20 protein-coding genes are annotated in these 20,485 nt (G+C 49.1%); 19 read left to right on the top strand and 1 reads right to left on the bottom strand.

Features of this window, described 5'->3' with window-relative positions; all coding sequences use genetic code 11:
- Positions 1-7 precede the first annotated feature (7 nt).
- From pstB to whiA, 17 genes are all read left to right on the top strand, one after another.
- Positions 8-766 (top strand): phosphate ABC transporter ATP-binding protein PstB, encoded by a 759-nt coding sequence (gene pstB, locus EKM73_RS11310; RefSeq protein WP_125701976.1) that lies wholly within the window; start codon positions 8-10, stop codon positions 764-766.
- An 11-nt stretch (positions 767-777) separates the two neighbouring features.
- Entirely contained in the window at positions 778-1,455 is a 678-nt protein-coding gene (phoU, locus tag EKM73_RS11305) for a phosphate signaling complex protein PhoU (RefSeq protein WP_125701975.1), read from the top strand.
- A gap of 734 nt (positions 1,456-2,189) precedes the next feature.
- The gene (locus EKM73_RS11300) at positions 2,190-2,528 is read left to right on the top strand and encodes a PspC domain-containing protein (RefSeq protein ID WP_125701974.1); all 339 of its coding nucleotides are present in this window, start codon (positions 2,190-2,192) and stop codon (positions 2,526-2,528) included.
- Between the two features lies 1 nt (position 2,529).
- Complete coding sequence (locus tag EKM73_RS11295; protein ID WP_125701973.1) at positions 2,530-2,901, top strand: phage holin family protein; 372 nt, start codon at positions 2,530-2,532, stop codon at positions 2,899-2,901.
- A gap of 89 nt (positions 2,902-2,990) precedes the next feature.
- The gene (gene hprK / locus EKM73_RS11290; protein ID WP_125701972.1) at positions 2,991-3,926 is read left to right on the top strand and encodes an HPr(Ser) kinase/phosphatase; all 936 of its coding nucleotides are present in this window, start codon (positions 2,991-2,993) and stop codon (positions 3,924-3,926) included.
- 5 nt (positions 3,927-3,931) lie between these two features.
- Complete coding sequence (gene lgt, locus EKM73_RS11285) at positions 3,932-4,795, top strand: prolipoprotein diacylglyceryl transferase (protein WP_125701971.1); 864 nt, start codon at positions 3,932-3,934, stop codon at positions 4,793-4,795.
- Between the two features lie 15 nt (positions 4,796-4,810).
- Positions 4,811-5,824 (top strand): NAD(P)H-dependent glycerol-3-phosphate dehydrogenase, encoded by a 1,014-nt coding sequence (locus EKM73_RS11280; RefSeq protein ID WP_125701970.1) that lies wholly within the window; start codon positions 4,811-4,813, stop codon positions 5,822-5,824.
- 26 nt (positions 5,825-5,850) lie between these two features.
- Complete coding sequence (galU, locus tag EKM73_RS11275; protein WP_125701969.1) at positions 5,851-6,756, top strand: UTP--glucose-1-phosphate uridylyltransferase GalU; 906 nt, start codon at positions 5,851-5,853, stop codon at positions 6,754-6,756.
- Between the two features lie 63 nt (positions 6,757-6,819).
- A complete protein-coding gene (trxB, locus tag EKM73_RS11270; protein ID WP_125701968.1) occupies positions 6,820-7,761 on the top strand; it encodes a thioredoxin-disulfide reductase in 942 nt (313 codons plus the stop codon).
- A 147-nt stretch (positions 7,762-7,908) separates the two neighbouring features.
- A complete protein-coding gene (locus tag EKM73_RS11265; RefSeq protein WP_125701967.1) occupies positions 7,909-8,547 on the top strand; it encodes a YfbR-like 5'-deoxynucleotidase in 639 nt (212 codons plus the stop codon).
- Positions 8,548-8,549: 2 nt separating this feature from the next.
- Positions 8,550-9,071: an acetyltransferase gene (locus EKM73_RS11260; protein ID WP_125701966.1), complete on the top strand. Its 522-nt coding sequence runs from the start codon at positions 8,550-8,552 to the stop codon at positions 9,069-9,071.
- Between the two features lie 264 nt (positions 9,072-9,335).
- Positions 9,336-11,342 carry an excinuclease ABC subunit UvrB gene (gene uvrB, locus EKM73_RS11255; RefSeq protein ID WP_125701965.1) on the top strand — a complete coding sequence of 669 codons (2,007 nt, stop codon included), beginning with the start codon at positions 9,336-9,338 and terminating at the stop codon, positions 11,340-11,342.
- Between the two features lie 21 nt (positions 11,343-11,363).
- Entirely contained in the window at positions 11,364-14,213 is a 2,850-nt protein-coding gene (gene uvrA, locus EKM73_RS11250; protein WP_125701964.1) for an excinuclease ABC subunit UvrA, read from the top strand.
- Between the two features lie 157 nt (positions 14,214-14,370).
- On the top strand, positions 14,371-14,913 hold the full coding sequence (locus EKM73_RS11245; RefSeq protein WP_125701963.1) for an HdeD family acid-resistance protein: 543 nt from the start codon (positions 14,371-14,373) through the stop codon (positions 14,911-14,913).
- Between the two features lie 261 nt (positions 14,914-15,174).
- Positions 15,175-16,059: an RNase adapter RapZ gene (gene rapZ, locus EKM73_RS11240; RefSeq protein ID WP_125701962.1), complete on the top strand. Its 885-nt coding sequence runs from the start codon at positions 15,175-15,177 to the stop codon at positions 16,057-16,059.
- Complete coding sequence (locus EKM73_RS11235) at positions 16,056-17,069, top strand: gluconeogenesis factor YvcK family protein (protein ID WP_125701961.1); 1,014 nt, start codon at positions 16,056-16,058, stop codon at positions 17,067-17,069. The genes rapZ and EKM73_RS11235 overlap by 4 nt, the downstream gene beginning before the upstream one ends.
- 4 nt (positions 17,070-17,073) lie before the next feature.
- Entirely contained in the window at positions 17,074-18,012 is a 939-nt protein-coding gene (gene whiA / locus EKM73_RS11230; protein ID WP_125701960.1) for a DNA-binding protein WhiA, read from the top strand.
- 170 nt (positions 18,013-18,182) lie between these two features.
- Here whiA and clpP read toward each other — a convergent pair whose 3' ends face one another.
- Positions 18,183-18,779, bottom strand: coding sequence for an ATP-dependent Clp endopeptidase proteolytic subunit ClpP (gene clpP / locus EKM73_RS11225; protein WP_020088218.1), 597 nt, complete (start codon positions 18,777-18,779; stop codon positions 18,183-18,185).
- Positions 18,780-19,088: 309 nt separating this feature from the next.
- Here clpP and EKM73_RS11220 point away from each other — a divergent pair, with 309 nt between their 5' ends.
- Both EKM73_RS11220 and EKM73_RS11215 read left to right on the top strand, forming a co-directional pair.
- Positions 19,089-19,535 (top strand): LytTR family DNA-binding domain-containing protein, encoded by a 447-nt coding sequence (locus tag EKM73_RS11220; RefSeq protein ID WP_125701959.1) that lies wholly within the window; start codon positions 19,089-19,091, stop codon positions 19,533-19,535.
- Positions 19,536-19,540: 5 nt separating this feature from the next.
- On the top strand, positions 19,541-20,278 hold the full coding sequence (locus tag EKM73_RS11215; RefSeq protein WP_125701958.1) for a LiaF transmembrane domain-containing protein: 738 nt from the start codon (positions 19,541-19,543) through the stop codon (positions 20,276-20,278).
- Positions 20,279-20,485: the final 207 nt, after the last annotated feature.

Genomic DNA, 20,485 nt, shown 5'->3' with positions numbered 1-20,485 from the left:
ATTGAAAATGAGTAAGGAAATTTTAACGACCCAGGATCTACATTTGTATTACGGGGACAAGGAAGCTTTGAAGGGAATCAATCTGAACTTTGATGCCAAGGGAATTACGGCACTGATTGGGCCATCCGGGTGTGGGAAGTCCACCTATTTACGGACGCTCAATCGGATGAATGACCTGATTCCCAATGTCACGATTACCGGGACCATTAAGTTTAAGGATCAGGATCTCTATGCACCGAGTGCCGACACCGTTCAAATTCGTAAGGAAATCGGCATGGTGTTCCAACAGCCCAATCCGTTTCCGTTCTCCATTTACGATAATGTCATCTACGGGCTACGAATCGCCGGTGAAAAGGACAAAGAAAAGTTAGATGCGGTCGTTGAAAAATCCTTGCGGCAGGCTGCCGTGTGGGACGAGGTCAAGGACCACCTTCATGAGAGTGCGCTGGCCCTATCCGGTGGGCAACAGCAGCGGGTCTGCATTGCGCGCGTTCTCGCGGTTTCGCCGGAAATTATTCTCTTGGATGAACCGACCAGCGCCTTGGATCCGGTTTCCAGTAGCCAAATTGAAACAACCCTCTTGAATTTACGCCACGATTATACGATTATTACAGTAACCCATAATCTCCAACAAGCCTCCCGAATTGCGGATCGTACCGCGTTCTTTATGAACGGTGAGTTGGTGGAAGTGGACCAAACCAAAAATATTTTCATGAATCCCGCTGAAAAGCAGACGGAAGATTATATCAGCGGCCGATTCGGTTAAGGAGGCAAGTTATGCGCAGATTGTTTGATGATGAGTTAGCAGAACTAGACGCTGACTTCACGGAAATGGGCATGTTGGTCAGTGAAGTCGTCCAGCAAGCGGTTGATGCTTTTATGAATCGTGATGCCGTTGCGGCACAGAAATTAATTGACCACGACCACGAGATCAACCAACGTGAAATTGCGTTGGAACAGAAAACTTTTGAAATGATTGCGTTGTACCAACCGGTGACGACCGACCTACGAGAAATTGTCACGATCTTGAAGGCCGTTTCGGAATTGGAACGGGCAGCGGATCATGCGAGAAATGTGGCCCACTCCGCCATTAAGTTTGGGAGTAAGCAGAAGATTCCGGTGCTTGAGCAGTTGATCGGTGAGATGAGCCAGATCACCACGCAAATGATTCGCGATGTCTTGACAGCATACGTCAACAAGGACGAACACGGGGCACGTGAATTGGCAGAAGTCGATCGAAAACTGGACCACTTGAATCACCAGATTCGGGCGGACAGTTATCAACAAATGCGGATGGACCCAGCCTTCGAGACCGGGGCCTCCATCTATCTCAATGTGGCGCAGGACTTGAGCCGAATCGGGGATTACGTGACGAACGTGTGCGAGTGGATTGTTTACTTGAAGTCTGGCCAGATCATCGAACTTAATCCCGCCAATTCAGACAGTCCCAACTAGCGACATGATTCGCAAAAACTGTCGCCTCCGTCAGCCAGAAATTCCACCTGCTGTGGGGACCGGTCAAAGCCAAAGAGCGGTCTTTGACCTTGGTTTGAAGCCTCACAGAAAACGTGAAGCTTCAAACACATCCCACTGTGTAACCTGGCGAGAAACGCCAGCTAACACAGTTGACACGGCCGGTTACATTCCTGGCTGTCTGCGGCTGGATAAGTTTTTGAAACCATTCCATTTGCTGATGGGACAGTCATCACGTGAGCCATCCAATAGAACCATGTTTTGCAGCAGTCAATTTGGACTGCTGTTTTGGTATCACAGGTTTAATCAGTATATGTAGTAGTGGTGCGGGGGCCAAATGGATGTAAGCCGTGAGGGTAGTGGCAATCAACTCGGCCGTGGGAGTTCTCTTAGTGGTGGGCTTTACCACTTAGAGAACTGGTGTCTTTGAAACTCGGTTCTCAGAGGTTCAAAGCAAGTTCAGAGACCGCTCTTTGGCTCTGGACGTCCGCCCACCGCGTTCCGGTTGATTGCCACTGCCCGGTAAGGCACTGCTTACCTCTGTATTGCCCACAGCAGTCGGAATTCTGGCAACCGCAGGCGACAACAGCTACCCAAAGCTTAACCTGAGATGAAGATTTAGACGAACGGTCACTGGAAACTTGCTTTCAGTGGCCGCTTTCGTTATTCTTGCCATAAAAGGAAATCTAATAACTTTAAAAAAGGAGTGGCCGTCAATGGCAGCAAAAAAAGGGTTTACACGTTCACGGACTAATCGCCTATTGGGCGGTGTATTGGGAGGCATCGCTGAGCATTTTGGCTGGAATGCGAACCTCCTACGGTTAATCTACGTTTTAGTTACTATCGCGATTCCATTTGTACACGGTATCTTGGGCCTCGCGATTTACGTGATTTTATACACGTTCATGCCGCTGGAAGAACGGGCGGAAGGTGAGGGACCAAGTTTTCGGGACCTCTTCCGCGGAGCAAGTCCTGCACCCAAGGATAATGGGCGTAAAGTGATTCACGATGTGACGGAGCAAGATGTTAAAGATTCACACAAGGATGGTGATTAGTTTGCGCTTTTGGACGCGAATTTTAGTTAATGCCGTCATTTTTCTGGCCCTTGCTGGATTCTTTCAAAGCTCACTCGCCGGTGGTTTTCAAAATGACTTTTACGTTTCTAGCATCTGGATTGCACTCGTGGCTAGCTTTGTCTTAGCACTGCTCAACGCCGTCGTTAAGCCAATTCTATTCGTTTTGTCATTGCCGATTACGGTGCTGACTCTGGGATTGTTCAGTGTGGTCATCAATGCCATCATGCTGGAATTAACATCTTGGTTTGTGGGCAGTAGTTTTGCCTTTGCTTCATTTGGGGTCACGATGATTGTGGCAATTATTATGTCAATATTTAACGCAATCATCAGTGACCATTTCGTCCGTAATTAAGTTACCCAATACGGGCGAATTTGGTAGGAGTCGTCCGTGTAAAGTGCTAAAATTAAAGGTAGTTCACTATGCAATAAGGAGGAACTCCTATGCCAGAGAGTGTTACAGTGGCTGATCTTGTGAAAGCGAATCGCCTGGATGTTTATTCCGGTGAGGATCATTTGGATCGGCTGATTACGACCAGCGATATTTCACGTCCCGGTTTGGAATTAACCGGGTACTTTAACTATTATCCAGCAAAACGAATTCAATTGTTGGGGATTACGGAAACGTCCTTTGCTAAAGGGATGACCCACGAAAAGATGCTCGACGTGATGCGGAAAATGTGTCAGCCTGAAACGCCAGCATTCGTGATCTCAACGCAATTGGATCCACCAGAAGAACTCAAGCAATCCGCCGAAGAGGCCGAGATTCCAATCTTGGGAACGAAGCTGACAACGTCACGGGTCTTGAGTAACATGACGAACTTCCTTGAAGGTAAATTGGCTGAACGCCAGTCAGTTCACGGGGTCTTGGTCGACATCTATGGTGTCGGGGTTATGATCACCGGGGATTCCGGCGTTGGTAAAAGTGAAACCGCTTTGGAATTGGTCAAGCGGGGTCACCGGTTGATTGCTGACGACCGGGTCGAAGTCTATCAACAAGACGAACAGACCTTGGTTGGGGCCGCACCTGCTATTCTCAGTCACCTCTTGGAAATTCGAGGAATTGGGATCATCGACGTGATGAATCTGTTTGGTGCTGGGGCCGTTCGTGCGGAAACGGACATCGATCTCATTGTTCACTTACAGGCCTGGAAAGATGACAATCATTTCGACCGGTTAGGGAATAACAGTGAATCACAGAAGTTCTTTGACGTGGTTGTGCCAAAGATTACGATTCCAGTCCGTACTGGGCGTAACTTGGCCATCATCGTTGAAGCGGCAGCGATGAACTTCCGAGCCCGTTCCATGGGGTACGATGCCACCAAGGTATTCGACGAAAATCTGAATCGTTTGATTAAGCAAAACTCACAAAACAAATAGAGGAGATGGGCGTTATTTTTTCACCAATTATGGCGGCGCTTAATCCCATCGCCATTCATTTAGGCCCCATCGCTGTGCACTGGTACGGCGTGATTATCGCCACTGGGGTCGTCATCGCGGTCATCTTAGCGGTGCGCGAAGGTCGTCGACGGGGCATCAATCCCGACGACATTTACGATATGATTCTATGGGCGCTACCAGCGGCATTGATTGCGGCACGGACGTACTATGTCGTCTTCCAGTGGCCGTACTATGCCAAACATCCCGGTGAGATTATCGCCATTTGGGATGGAGGAATCGCCATCTATGGTTCCCTGATTGGGGCCGGACTCGTCGTGTTCTTCTTCTGTCGATCGCGGTTTATTCCGGTCTGGCTGATGCTTGACGTGGCCGCACCGACCGTTATCTTGGGACAAGCCATTGGCCGTTGGGGTAACTTCATGAATCAAGAAGCCTTCGGTCGTATCACCAGTCTGGCTTTCTTACAAGGTCTGCATCTGCCGAACTTCATTGTTAATCAGATGTTGATCAATGGTGCTTATCGTCAGCCGACCTTCCTTTATGAGTCAACCTGGGACCTCTTGGGGTTCATTGTGTTGATGAGCCTGCGGCATACGCCCGGACTCTTTAAGCAGGGAGAAGTCTTCTTGAGCTACGTGCTCTGGTATTCGTTCGGTCGTTTCTTCATTGAGGGAATGCGGACGGATAGCCTGATGTTGTTCGGAGGACTGCGGGTTTCACAGCTACTCTCAGTGGTCTTGTTTATTGGCGCGTTAGTTATCTGGATCTACCGTCGGCGACAAGTAATTGCCCCGGCAGCTTACCTGGATGGCAACCCGTTTCGTGAGTCATCTAAACTTTCTAAATAAGGAGAATCCATTACTATGTCAGAGAAAATTGCAGTACTCGGTGCCGGTTCATGGGGATCAATCTTAGCGAGCGTCTTGGATGAAAATGGGCATGACGTCCGGCTTTGGTCGTACAATCCCAAGCAAGTCGAGGAACTGAACACAGAGCACACGAACTCGCACTATATCAAGAATTTTAAGTTTTCTCCCTCGTTAGTAGCTTACTCCGATCTGGCTAGCGCCCTAGATGGTGTGCAAACGATTCTGTTTGTCGTGCCAACCAAGGCCGTGCGTTCCGTAGCCGGTCAAGTGGCCACCATCTTGCAAAAGGACGGCAACCAACCAGCACTGATTCATGCCAGCAAGGGGATCGAACAGAAAACCTACAAGCGAATCTCAGAGATTTTGGCCGAAGAAATTCCAGCTACTAATCGCAAGTCGATTACGGTCTTATCTGGGCCTAGCCATGCTGAAGATGTTGCCCGGCATGATTTGACGCTGGTGACGGCTGCGAGTGAAAGTTTAGATGCTGCGAAGCACACGCAAAAGTTATTTATGACAACTTACTTCCGGGTCTACACCAACCCTGACATTATTGGCGTTGAAATTGGTGCGGCATTGAAGAACATCATTGCTTTAGGTGCCGGGGCCTTACATGGACTGGGCTATGGTGACAACGCTAAAGCTGCCTTGATGACTCGGGGGTTAGCTGAAATTTCACGTTTGGGGACGTCATTTGGCGCTGATCCCATGACCTTCATCGGATTATCCGGTGTCGGCGATATCATCGTAACTGCAACGAGTTCCAATTCACGGAACTGGCGGGCTGGTGATGAGTTGGGTCGCGGCGAAGCTTTAGACGATGTGATTAATCATATGGGAATGGTGATCGAAGGATTGGCAACGACGAAGGCCGCTTACGAATTGTCTAAGAAGCGCGGCGTCTCAATGCCAATCACTGAAGCCATTTACCAGGTACTTTATGAGGGTAAAGATATCCGTACGGCAATTTCAGACTTGATGCAACGTGAGGGCCGTTCGGAATTTTAATAGGGGATACAGGAGGAATAAGAATTATGCGAAAAGTTAGAAAAGCAGTCATTCCAGCCGCCGGTTTAGGAACCCGCTTCCTGCCAGCAACCAAGGCATTAGCTAAAGAAATGCTACCAATCGTGGACAAGCCAACGATTCAGTTTATCGTCGAAGAAGCCCGGAAGTCCGGCATCGAAGATATCGTCATCGTTGATGGTAAGTCTAAGCGGTCTATCGAAGATCACTTCGACTCCAATCCAGAATTGGAAGCTAACTTGGAAGCTAAGCATAAGGAAAAGATGTTGCGCCAAGTGCAAGAAACAACTGGGATGAATCTGTACTTCATTCGGCAACCCTATCCACGAGGCCTGGGGGACGCTGTGTTAACAGCGAAGGCCTTCATCGGTGATGAACCGTTCGTGGTTATGTTGGGTGATGACATGACGGATAGTAAGGTGCCGTTGACCAAGCAATTGATTGACCGGTATAACGAGACTGGCGCTTCAACCTTAGCCGTGATGCGAGTGCCTCACGAAGAGACTGCCAAGTATGGGGTCATTAACCCTTCTGAAGAAACGGCACCAGGTTTGTACAACGTGACGAACTTTGTTGAGAAGCCACAACCCGAAGAAGCACCAAGCGACTTAGCCATTATCGGGCGGTACCTTTTCACGCCAGAAATTTTTGAAGCCTTGGAAAATACACCAGTTGGTTTAGGTAATGAACTCCAATTGACGGATGCTATTGATAATTTAAACAAGACTCAGCGCGTCTTTGCCCATGAATACACGGGTAAGCGCTACGATGTCGGCAATAAGTTTGGTTGGTTGCAGACCAACATTGAATATGGCCTGCGTCATCCAGAAACGAAGGATCCCTTGCGAGAGTATATTAAAGAGATGGGTGCCAAGCTCACCGCTGAAGATGAAAAGAGCAATAAGTCAAAATAGGTGACAAACTTCCTTTTTGATAGTAAAGTACACTAAAGGCTAAGAGCAGAAGGGAGCGTTAAAATGAAAAACTATGATGTTATTGTAATTGGTGCGGGTCCTGGTGGTATGACCGGTGCGTTGTACGCCTCACGGGCTAATCTGTCCGTTTTGATGTTGGATCGCGGAATCTACGGCGGTCAAATGAACAATACGGCAGCCATCGAAAACTATCCAGGCTTCAAGTCCGTTCTCGGACCAGATTTGGCTAAGGATATGTATGATGGGTCCACGCAGTTTGGCGCAGAATTTGCGTACGGCAACGTGGAAAGCATCGAAGATCACGGTGATCACAAGGTCGTCAAGACTGACGATGGTGATTACAGTGCCGGTGCCGTACTGATTGCGTCTGGTTCCGAATATAAGAAATTAGGCGTTCCTGGCGAAAATGAATTTGGTGGCCGTGGTGTGTCTTACTGCGCGGTCTGCGATGGTGCCTTCTTCAAGAACCGTGAAGTCGTCGTTGTCGGCGGTGGTGACTCAGCTGTTGAAGAAAGCCTCTACCTGGCAGGCATCGTTTCCAAGGTAACTGTTGTGGTTCGGCGTGATCAACTGCGCGCCCAAAAGGTTATCCAGGATCGGGCATTTGCTAACGATAAGATTGAATTTGTATGGAACACTAACGTTACCGAAGTCTTAGGTGACGAGATGAAGGTGACCGGTGTGGCCACGAAGAACAACCAAACTGGCGAGACCGGTGAGATTGCGGCAAGTGGGGTCTTCATTTACGTGGGGAACTTACCAATGACTGACGCCTTCACTGACCTGGGCATTACTGACGACAAGGGTTGGATCAAGACTGATGACCGGATGGCCACAGCTGTTCCCGGCATCTTTGCGATCGGTGACGTTCGGCAAAAGACCTTGCGGCAGATTACGACTGCCGTTGGGGACGGTGGGATTGCTGGCCAAGAAGCTTTCAGTTTTCTGGAAGACTTGAAGGCTAAGGCAGCTTCCGCCCAATAATGGACGATTTAGCGGGAACAACCTCATTGGGGTGGTTTCCGCTTTTTTTAGAAAATTTTGAATGCGTAGAGGTGAGAACCGGTGTCGCCGCGGGCGGCTGGTTCCTGCTGTACATATACGGAAAATAAAATAGAGGAGTGTTAAAACATGGGGATGAATCAATTTTTACAGAGTTTGAGCGATCTGGAAACGATTGACCGGGCACCAGGCTATTTTAAGTTTGAACAACATTCCGTGGCAGCTCATTCGTTTAAGGTGGCGGAAGTTGCCCAGTTTCTTGGTGATGTTGAGGAGCAGGCTGGTCACAAAGTGGACTGGCGGTTACTTTACGAAAAATCCTTGAATCACGATTACACGGAGCGGTTCATTGGCGACATCAAGACACCCGTGAAGTATGCCACACCGCAGCTACGGCAGATGTTGGCTGACGTGGAATCCTCGCTGACCGCCAATTTTATTGAAAATGAAATTCCCAAGCAGTTCCAAGCTGCCTATACGCGACGTCTAGGTGAAGGCAAGGATGATACCTTGGAGGGGCAGATTCTTTCCGTGGCCGACAAGGTGGACTTGCTCTATGAATCATTTGGTGAGATTCAAAAGGGCAATCCGGAACCCGTTTTTACTGAAATCTACCGGGAAAGTTTAACCACGATTTTGAAATTTAAGCAGATGGCGTGTGTGCAGTATTTCTTGACGGAAGTCTTGCCAGAAATGTTGGCCACGGACTTTAGTGACCGCCAGAAGTTGGCCATGTTGACAGATAATTTGTTAAAGCAGGGAGATTAAGCATGAAATTAGCTGAAGTTTGGAATCAAATGATTACGGGAGCCACGGTCCGTCCGCTGACCCACGATGATGACGACTTAATTTATAAGTTTCAGGCGGCTCACCCAGATTATTTTAACCACTTTCAGGATCATCCGGTAACTCGGAACGAAGCCATTCAGGATGTGACCGATGTTCCCATGAACGCTCTGCCAGATCAGAAAGCCTACTTGGGTATTTTTAAGGATGATCAACTGGTGGTTCTGGTGGATCTGATCATTGATTACCCCCTGCCTAGCCTGGTTTGGCTAGGTATGTGGATGACTGATAAGCAGTTAACGACCGAGCAAGCGGCAGACTATTATCACAGCTTGGTGGCTACGTTGCGAGCAGCTGGGGCGGTTCAATTACAACTCAGCGTCTTTATGGGCGACCGGAAAATGAAGCAGTTCTGGGAAAGCCAACAACTCCAGCCGATTCATACCACGACGGTCATTCGTGGGGAACGTGCAGCCAATGTGACCATCTATCAGGATAAGTTCTGAGCATAGAGCGTGAAGCTGGCGAAAGTATGTTCGGTATGGTAAAATATTTGAGCATGATGGGAAACGGATTGTTTCCCATTTTTTCTGATGATTAAAAAGATTTTTCCGTGATAAAACACTGATGTGATAGGCCTTTGGAACTTTTGAGGACTAACTGTCATTACGGCTGTTAAGTAATTTTTCGATGACGAACAGGCAGCCGGTTTGAGCGGTAGTTTTACGATGGTTTAAAGTAAACTAGAGATTTGGTAGGGAGGTTATGCCATGATTGATCGACAATCAGACCGTAAGTTTGACCTGGTTTCGAAGTACAAGCCTACTGGTGATCAGCCAGAGGCAATTGCACAGCTGACTAAGGGACTTAATGAGCACGAGAAGGCACAGATTCTACTGGGAGCTACTGGGACTGGGAAGACGTTTACAATCTCCAATGTGATTAAGAACGTGAACAAACCGACACTGGTTTTATCTCACAACAAAACGTTGGCTGGTCAGCTTTACGGGGAATTCAAGGAGTTCTTCCCCAACAATGCGGTGGAATACTTCGTTAGTTATTATGATTATTATCAACCGGAGGCTTACGTGCCTTCGAGTGATACTTACATTGAAAAGGATTCGTCGATCAACGATGAAATCGATAAGCTCCGGCACTCGGCAACGAGCTCGCTGCTGGAACGAAACGATGTCATCGTTGTGGCTTCCGTATCCTCTATCTTTGGTTTAGGGGACCCCACCGAATACAAGAACCACGTTGTTTCACTACGCGTGGGCCAAGAGATCGAGCGGGATGCTTTACTCCGCAAATTAGTGAATATTCAATTTGAACGCAACGATTATGACTTTCAACGGGGCCGGTTCCGAGTCCACGGTGACGTGGTCGAAATCTTCCCAGCATCGCGGGACGACCGGGCACTACGAGTCGAGTTCTTTGGCGATGAGATCGACCGGATTCGTGAGGTCGACTCACTGACAGGTGAAATTGTGGCCGACCGTGAACACGTGGCCATCTTCCCAGCGACCCACTTTATGACGAACGATGACATCATGGCTAAGGCCACGGCGGGCATCGAAGGTGAAATGAAGGACCGGGTTGCCGAATTGGAAGGCCAAAGTAAGTTGCTGGAGGCCCAACGCCTAAAGCAACGGACGACCTATGATTTGGAAATGATGCGTGAAATGGGCTACACCAGTGGGATTGAAAACTATTCGCGCTGGATGGACGGTCGTAAGGCCGGAGAGCCACCATACACGCTGTTAGATTTCTTCCCCAAGGATTTCCTGCTCGTAGTCGACGAGTCTCACGTCACCATGCCGCAGGTTCGCGGGATGTATAACGGGGACCGTGCGCGGAAGCAGCAATTGGTCGATTATGGTTTCCGGTTGCCAAGTGCACTGGATAACCGGCCGCTCAAGTTAGGTGAAGTTGAGCAGCACATCAATCAAGTCATCTACATGTCCGCCACGCCTGGCGACTATGAGCACGAGCAGACTGACCATGTCGTTCAACAGATCATTCGGCCAACCGGCTTGCTTGATCCGACAATCGATGTTCGGCCAATTATGGGCCAGATGGATGATCTGGTAGGTGAAATCAATAAGCGAGTTGAAGCTAATGAGCGGACGTTCGTGACGACGCTAACCAAGAAGATGTCAGAAGATTTGACCGATTACCTGAAGGATCTGGGAATCAAAGTGGCCTATCTGCATTCCGATATTAAGACGCTGGAGCGGACACAGATTATGCGGGACCTTCGACTGGGTAAGTATGACGTCTTGGTCGGCATCAATCTGTTGCGGGAAGGAATCGATATTCCTGAGGTTTCCCTGGTGGCTATTTTGGATGCCGATAAGGAAGGGTTCCTGCGTAACGAACGGTCATTGATTCAGACGATTGGGCGAGCAGCTCGGAATTCTCACGGGTCAGTCATCATGTATGCTGATTCCGTGACAGCGTCGATGCAGGCCGCAATGGACGAGACGGCTCGTCGGCGGAAAGTTCAGATGGCTTACAACAAGAAGCACGGGATTACCCCAACAACGATTATTAAACCAATCCGTGATTTGATTGCGGTGACGAAAAAGAACGATCATGAGGGCGAAAAGGATGACTTTGTTTCGAATGACTTTGAAGATATGTCCAAGGATGACCAACGCAAGTTAATCTCCCGGTTGGAAGACGAGATGCGTGCTGCCGCTAAGAAGCTAGACTTTGAACAAGCCGCCTCGTTGCGAGATACCGTCATGGATATGAAGACCGAGATCGGAGATTAGGTCGAGTAAGGAGAATGTTAAGTGTTAAACGATAAAATCGTGATTCATGGTGCCAGAGCGCATAACTTAAAGGACATTGACGTTACCATTCCTAAGAATAAGTTGGTTGTGATCAGTGGTCTGTCCGGCTCGGGGAAGAGTTCCCTGGCCTTTGACACGTTGTACGCTGAAGGCCAACGCCGTTACGTGGAAAGTCTATCGTCGTATGCGCGCCAATTCTTAGGACAAATGGATAAGCCGGACGTGGACTCTATCGATGGGCTCAGTCCAGCTATTTCAATCGACCAAAAGACCACCTCAAAGAACCCCCGGTCAACGGTGGGAACCGTTACTGAAATCAACGACTACCTGCGCTTACTATGGGCACGGGTCGGAACCCCTATCTGTCCTAACGATGGTACAGAGATTACCAGTCAAAGTGTTGAGCAGATGGTCGATCAGGTTCTTAATTTGCCTGAGCGGACGAAACTCCAGATTTTGTCGCCCATCGTGCGAGCCAAGAAGGGCCAACACAAGAAAATTTTTGAAAAGATTCGACGTGAAGGATTCGTACGCGTTAGAGTCGATGGGGACATCATGGACTTGGACGATGTGCCCGAATTAAATAAAAATCAAAATCATGATATTGCGATTGTCATTGACCGGATCGTGGTTAAGGCTGGCATTCGTTCGCGACTATTTGATTCCTTTGAAGCCGCATTGCGGTTGAGTGGCGGATATGCGATTGCTGACGTGATCGATGGTGAACCCTTAATTTTCTCCGAACACTATGCTTGTCCCGTCTGTGGGTTCACAGTGGGCGAGCTGGAACCACGGTTGTTCTCTTTTAACGCGCCATTCGGGGCTTGCCCGGATTGTGATGGGTTAGGCGTCAAGCTGGAAGTCGACTTGGATCTCGTCGTTCCCGATAAGACAAAGACACTGCGCGAAGGGGCCTTAGCACCCTGGAATCCAATCAGTTCGCAATACTATCCAGCATTGCTGGAACAAGCTTGTGACGCTTTTGGTGTGGATTTGGATACACCATTCAAGGACTTATCAAAGGCCGACCAACAGCTCGTCCTTTACGGATCTGACGGTAAGGAATTCCATTTCCACTACGAAAATGACTTCGGTGGCGTGCGTGACGTTGATGTGGCCTTTGAAGGGGTCGTGCCTAACGTGGATCGGCGCTACAAGGAAACCAACAGCGACTTTACGCGCGACGTGATGCGTAAGTACATGGCCGAACTGACCTGCCAGACGTGTCACGGCTACCGGTTGAACCGGCAAGCCCTCAGTGTGCAGATCAATCACCAACACATCGGGGCCGTGTCTGATCTGCCCGTTGATAAGGAATTGTCTTTCTTCAAGGATCTGACCTTTGGTGAACAGAACCAGGTGATTGCCCAACCGATCTTAAAGGAAATTCGCGATCGGCTGACCTTCTTACGGAACGTGGGCCTGGACTATCTGACGCTGAGTCGGTCCGCCCGTACCCTATCTGGTGGGGAAGCCCAGCGGATTCGGTTGGCTACGCAAATTGGGTCTAACCTGTCTGGGGTCCTCTATATCCTAGATGAACCGTCAATCGGGTTGCATCAGCGGGACAATGACCGGCTGATTGCCTCATTGAAGCAGATGCGTGATCTCGGCAATACCCTGATCGTGGTGGAACATGATGAAGACACCATGCGGGCCGCCGATTATATCGTGGATATTGGTCCGGGTGCCGGCGAAAACGGGGGTCACGTGATGGCTGCTGGAACGCCTAAGCAAGTCATGCGTTCCCGCAAGTCATTGACAGGTCAGTATCTGGCGGGCAAACGCTACATTCCAGTGCCGCTGGAACGTCGGACCGGTAACGGGAAGACGATTCGGGTGACCGGTGCTGCCGAGAATAACCTGAAGGATATTACGGTTGATTTTCCACTGGGCGAATTCGTCGTGGTGACCGGTGTCTCTGGGTCCGGGAAGTCCACGCTGGTTAACACGATTTTAAAGCGGGCTTTAGCACAGAAGTTGAATCGCAATTCTGAAAAGCCTGGGAAATACAAGAGTATTGCCGGCGTGAAGAATATTGAACGACTGGTTGATATTGACCAGAGTCCGATTGGCCGAACGCCACGGAGTAATCCAGCCACGTATACTGGGGTATTTGACGACGTGCGGGCTCTGTTTGCTCAGACTAACGATGCCAAGCTCAGAGGGTACCAGAAGGGCCGCTTTAGCTTCAACACCAAGGGTGGTCGTTGTGAGGCTTGTCACGGGGATGGTATCTTAAAAATCGAAATGAACTTCTTGCCCGATGTTTACGTGCCATGTGAAGTCTGTCATGGGACGCGGTACAACTCCGAAACGTTGGAAGTTGAATACAAGGGGAAGAACATTGCTGACGTGTTGGATATGACGGTCAGTGAAGCCCTGAAGTTCTTCGAGGCCATTCCTAAGATTACGCGGAAGCTCCAAACGATTCAGGATGTTGGTTTAGGCTACGTGAAGTTGGGCCAACCTGCGACGACCTTATCTGGAGGGGAAGCCCAACGGATGAAGTTGGCTTCAGAACTGCACAAGCAACAGAATGGGAAGAACTTCTACATTTTAGATGAACCAACTACTGGGTTGCACACCGACGATATCAAACGGTTATTGACGGTGTTGCATCGCTTGGTGGATAAGGGGAATACGGTCTTGGTTATCGAGCATAATCTTGATGTGATCAAGACGGCGGACCACTTGATTGACCTTGGCCCTGAAGGTGGGGAAGCCGGCGGAAACGTTGTGGCTACCGGGACACCTGAAGAGTTAGCCGAAGTGCAGAATAGTTATACCGGTCAGTATCTGAAGCCCGTCTTGGAACGAGACAAGGCACGAACGGAAGAGGACGCTTAACACTAGCGTTACCAAATTGTAAATTAGGGTGTTGAGACTGCTATGTAGCGGTTTCAACGCCCATTTTAGTTAAGTGAACTTGTTTACCATACCGAAAACCAGTACAATAGTTGAAAACCGGTCAACACTTGACCGAAGTTGTGAGGAGATACAGACAATGTTTAATTTGAATCGTACCCGTTGGGGCTTTGATTGGAGCGAATTTATTCTCGGCATTTTATTTCTAGTTGCTGCGTTTGGACTTTTTCGTTCTCCTAAGATTGGATTAACTGGATTAGCCATTATCTTTGCCATTATGGCGTTGCTGAGTGGGATGACAACGATTGCGGGTTACAGCAAACTTCACGAGGTAACCGGGTTTCGGGCCAACTTTGCGTTAGTTTTAGGAATCTTAGACATCCTGATTGCAGTCGTGTTCTTCTTCGATATGAACAGTGCTATCGTGACGTTGGGTTACCTATTCGCCCTGTGGTTTATCGTTGATTCGTTGGAACGTTTACTGGTTGCCAGTCACCTGCGGAGCTTCGGTGGTGTTTTCTTCTGGCTATCGATTGTTTTTGACGTGTTAGCTCTGGTTGTGGGAATTATGTTGTTCGTTCACCCCGTGGTAGCGGCGCTGTCGCTGAACGGCCTGATTGCCATCTTCTTCGCTATCTTCGGGGTCAATGCCATTTGGATTTCCATTGCCCGTAGCCGGTAGAGAATCAACTTTGTCTGGTAAAATATAGAGTTCAGAGCAGTCGTCTTGACCGAGTGAGGTGGAGACGGCTGCTTTTTGAAGTAGACGGCTGAGAGATTCCGAAAGTTTTCCGTGCTCTTTTGGGTGTTAGGACGGTTAATCATCCTATGTTAGTCTCAACTTAGTCACTCTTTTTCGGAATTTAAGGGAATTGTTAGGAAAAGACACGCCCGGTGTGTTATACTGCTTAAAGACGTTTTTAAAAGAAGCTGGAGGAGAGCCATGACAAATGAAATCCATTTAGTCATCATAACTGGGATGAGTGGTGCCGGTAAGACCGTCGCCATGCAGAGCTTTGAAGATTTGGGGTATTTCTGTATTGATAATATGCCGCCTTCGTTACTCCCCAAGTTTTGGGATTTGGTCCGTGAATCTGGCAAGCTTTCGAAGATTGCCCTGGTTATCGATTTACGGTCCCGGGCATTTTACGATGAAATCGTCAAGATGTTGAACGATGTGGCCGTCCACGGAACCATGAATGCACAGGTCTTGTTTCTGGATGCCTCAGATGAAGAGCTGGTTTCCCGCTACAAGGAGACGCGGCGCTCTCATCCGCTAGCCAGAAATGGTCGGGTCATGGAGGGGATTCAACGCGAACGGCGCCTGCTATTACCAATTCGACAAGCAGCGCAGTTGGTCATCGATACCACGTCCTTGAGTCCCCGTAAGCTGCGGGAAGAAATTTTCCACAACTACGAGACCGAGTCCGCACAAGTCTTTCACATCGAGGTCATGTCATTCGGCTTTAAGTATGGGTTACCCATCGATGCTGATATCGTCATGGACGTCCGTTTTCTGCCCAACCCGTACTATATTCCGGCGTTACGGAATCTCACGGGGAAGGATCAGGAAGTTTACGACTACGTCATGGCGCAGCCACAAACCGAAGAATTCTATGAACAGTTTATCAAGCTCCTCACGACTATCGTGCCGGGTTATAAAAAAGAAGGTAAGGCTAACCTTACCATTGCCATTGGGTGTACGGGTGGGCAACATCGGTCTGTCGCCTTGGCAACGCGTATTGGTCGGGAGCTGGGCAACACATATCCAGTCCACATGACCCATCGCGACATTGAGAAGCGAAAGGAGTCTGCTAACCGATCATGAGAGATCCATTGCGTACTCGCCGGCCTAAAATTGTGGTCATTGGCGGGGGGACTGGCTTGCCAGTCATCTTAGGCAACCTGCGCGACCGCGATGTTGATATCACCGCGGTGGTCACGGTTGCCGATGACGGGGGTTCTTCAGGCATCATTCGGCATTACGTTAACGTCGTGCCGCCTGGAGATATTCGAAACGTCATGGTGGCGCTTGCCGAAGTTCCCAACATTTATAAGGATTTATTTCAATACCGATTTGAAACGACTGATGATTTCTTTGCCGGCCACGCCATTGGAAACCTAATCATTGCCGCCTTGTCGGAAATGCGGGGCGGTATTTTTGATGCTGTCCAAGAACTTTCCCAACTGATGCGGGTTAACGGCCACATTTATCCGGCCGCAAACGAACCTTTGGAATTGCATGCGCAGTTCGCAGATGGCAGTACGTTGAGCGGGGAATCCGAGATTACTGCGGCGCACAAACTGATCAAACGGGTGTGGGTAGAAACTAGTGATCACCACGATCAACCACACGCGGTGCAACCAGTGATCGATGCCATTATGGATGCCGATCAAATTGTGCTGGGTCCCGGTAGTCTGTTTACTAGCATTCTCCCCAACCTGATGATTGAGGGTGTGGGTAAGGCCGTGAAGGAAAGCCCGGCAGAGGTCGTCTATATTTGCAATATCATGACGCAGAAGGGTGAAACCGAAAACTTTACCGATGCCGATCACGTTCGTGTTTTGAATCAACACTTAAACGAAAACTTTATTGATACCGTCCTGGTCAATACGCGTAAGGTACCTGACCAGTACATTGATTATCAGCGCTGGGATGAAATGTCTCAGCCAGTGCGTCATGATTTCCAGGGACTCCGTGATCAGGGGTGCCGGGTCATCTCGACGGACTTTCTTGAACTACGCGATAACGGGGCTTTTCACAACGGGCAAGAGGTCGTTCACGAACTCTTGAACTTGATTGGCCAGCCACGTTATCGGATGAAACGGAGGCTCTAACGAAATGTCGTATGCCAGTGAAGTGAAGAAAGAATTAACGACCCTTGAGGTCCACCGTGAGAACGCCAAAGCCGAGCTGGTTGCGTTGATCCGGATGAACGGGGCCTTGGGGTTAGCGAACCACCATTTCGTGCTGAATGTTCAGACGGAAAATCCCGCTATCGCCCGGCGGATGTACCAATTACTTAAGCAATTCTATGATTTGGAAAGTGAATTGCTCGTGCGGCGCAAGATGAAGCTCAAGAAAAATAACCTCTACATCGTGCGGGTCAAGACGGGGGTGACGGAAGTCTTATCCGATTTGGGTATTTTTGACGGCATGCAGCTGTTGGAGTCGGTGCCAGATGATATTTTGAATTCCGACATGTCCGTGCGTTCTTATTTGCGCGGGGCCTTCTTGGCCGGTGGATCGGTCAACAATCCGGAGACGAGTCGTTACCATCTGGAAATCTACTCTCTATATGAAGAGCACAATCAGATGATCGCCGAGATGATGAATCGCTACAACTTGAACGCGCGAACTATCGTGCGGCGGAGTGGCTACATCACCTACTTGAAGAGTGCCGAGGAAATCGCGGATTTCTTGTCTCTGATTGGGGCTACAACGTCCATGCTTAAATTCGAAGATATTCGGATCATGCGGGACATGCGGAACTCCGTCAATCGGTTGGTTAATTGCGAAAATGCCAACTTGGATAAGGTAGCCAATGCCTCAACGCGGCAGATCGACAATATTCAGTTCATCGAGTCGACGGTTGGTCTGAGCCAATTGCCTGTGAAGCTACGTGAAGTGGCCGAGACGCGGTTGGCGCACAAGGAAGTTAGTCTGAAGGAGCTGGGCGATCTGGTTCCTGGTGGCCCAATCTCCAAGTCTGGGATCAATCACCGTTTGCGCAAGATTAACGACTACGCCAAACAGTTACGGGGAGAAGCTTCGGCCTAACTTACTACTGTGAGATGTTTCTGAAATAAAGTTAATGAAATTAAAATGGAAGTAGTTGGCTATTGCGGTCGGCTACTTCCATTTTTGTTGCGCTGCTGGCGACAGTGGTTAACCGGTAATAAAAAAATCGCCCACCGACCAGAGTCGTTAGGCGATTCATTAAAACACGTTTACTTCTTTTGTTCGCTACTGTTGGTCATGATGTGGTCGATTAAACCATAATCGACGGCTTCTTGAGCACTCAAGTAGTTGTCACGTTCGGTATCTTTATTGACCCGTTCAACAGGTTGACCAGAGTTGTCGGCCAAAATCTTGTTGATCAGTTCACGCGTCTTCAAGATTTCACGAGCGGCAATTTCGATTTCAGTCTGTTGACCCTGAGCACCACCGGATGGTTGGTGAATCAAGACTTGGGCGTGAGGCAAAGCAAACCGCTTACCCTTAGTCCCAGATGAAGCCAAGACACTAGCCATAGAAGCTGCCATCCCCAACGTGATCGTTTGCACGTCGGATTGGATGAAGTTCATGGTATCGTAGATGGCCAGGCCGGAAGAAACCACACCACCAGGTGAGTTGATGTAAAGTGAAATGTCCTTGGTGGAGTCTTGGGCGTCCAAGAAGAGCAGTTGTGCAATGATGGCGTTTGCCATGTCATCTTCGATTGGACCGGAAAGCATAATGATCCGGTCTTTTAAAAGTCGTGAATAGATATCATAGGCCCGTTCGCCACGGGATGATTGTTCGATAACTGTAGGTACTAAATTCATGACAAGATAGCCTCCCTTAATTAATTTAACGTAGAAATGGCTAGCGTTTTGCTAACATGTTGCTAGTGTACCGCTATGGTCAAAGTAGGTCAAACAATATGACTTCGTTCTTTTAACCTTTGATTTAACGTGATTGAATTCACGCCCACAACCATTTGACTAGAACTATCATACCAGAGTTTGGCCAAACGTCACGTATTCTATCACGCAAGATGACCAGTTACGCTAAGAAAGTGACCAGTTACGGTTCTCCTATTTATTTTTAGATAAGCCTATGGTTAACTTATAGAGACGAGAGGGGGTGACGACTTGAAAATTCATGTGGAGGTCGATCCTGAATTATCCGATTCGGAGGTCACCATTCGGGTACCGGCACGGACGGTTGCGGTCGATCAGCTAGTCGCAGCGATTCGCGCGGCTGATACGACGCAGCAGTTGATGTTTAGCTGGCACGGGGAGAGCTACCGTGTCAATCTCACAGATATCTTATTCTTTGAGGCGAGTGACCATCAGGTGGCCGTGCATACTGCCACGGCGATGTATACGACGGGCCAACGACTTTACGAATTGGCTGAGAGCTTGCCACCGCAGTTTATGCGGGTTTCCAAGTCGGCCATTCTCAATCGCACGCAAGTCTTCTCGCTGACTCGATCAGTCACAGGAAACTTGGTAAAATTTCAAAATTCACACAAACAACTCTACGTTTCACGCCGCTACTATCAGGCACTGAAACGGGCATTAGAGGAAAAGGGGTAATAAATATGCGTAAACGCGCAAATTGGTTCTGGGGTGTCTTTCTGGTGTTGGGTGCGGTCGTTCTCGTGACCAGCCAGATGGGAATCTTTAGCACTCACGTGGGTATCTGGCCACTGCTACTCGGTGTGTTCTTGGTGGCTGCCTTTGTCGAAAGTCTCATGCATTTGGCGGTGTGGGGGATGGTGTTTTCTCTGGCATTTCTGGCAATCATCTTTGCCAAGCCACTGGGAATCGCGGCCCTGGCACCGTGGACCATCCTGATTGCGGCCGTCTTGTTGTCGCTAGGACTGTCACTGATCATTCGGCCCAAGCGCTGGTATCGGTATAATTGGAAGACGCAGGGCAACTGGAGTCACCATCATCACGGTGATTGGTCCCATCATTATGAAGAAGACGTGGAAACGTTGAACGATCCGGATATCACGGTCAACGTCAGCATGAGTAGTAGCATTCGTTATCTACAGTCAGTTGATTTTCGACGGGCGGATGTTCAAGTTTCCATGGGAGATGCCAAGTTGTACTTCGATGACGTGACGCTGAGTGACCAGGGAGCCACGATTAACATTGATGTTCATCTAGGTGGGATTGCGTTGTACCTGCCGTCTGCTTGGAATGTCCAGACTGATGTGGACGCAAACTTGGGCGCTGTTGAAACCACGGGCGAACCCGCGGGAACAGATGGGCCGTTGGTCGTCATTACTGGACGCGCGTCGTTGGGTGGCCTGTCCATTATCTACATTTAAATTGTAATCGCGAGAGCCTGGCATAATTTGCTAGGCTCTTTTTGGTGAGTGGACTTAGTCGGAAAGGGGCTACAGGTAGGGGCACAACCGATAGCAACCGTTAGTGATGGGGCAACCTAGTCCCGAGATAAATAAAAACCACCCGTTGAACGGGTGGTTTTCTCGAGGGCTATAAGCCCTGGGTTACTGGCCAGCGTCTCAAGGCGC

The organism is Levilactobacillus fuyuanensis, from assembly GCF_003946395.1.
Taxonomy (GTDB): domain Bacteria; phylum Bacillota; class Bacilli; order Lactobacillales; family Lactobacillaceae; genus Levilactobacillus; species Levilactobacillus fuyuanensis.
This window is presented reverse-complemented; position numbering and strand designations above follow the sequence as displayed.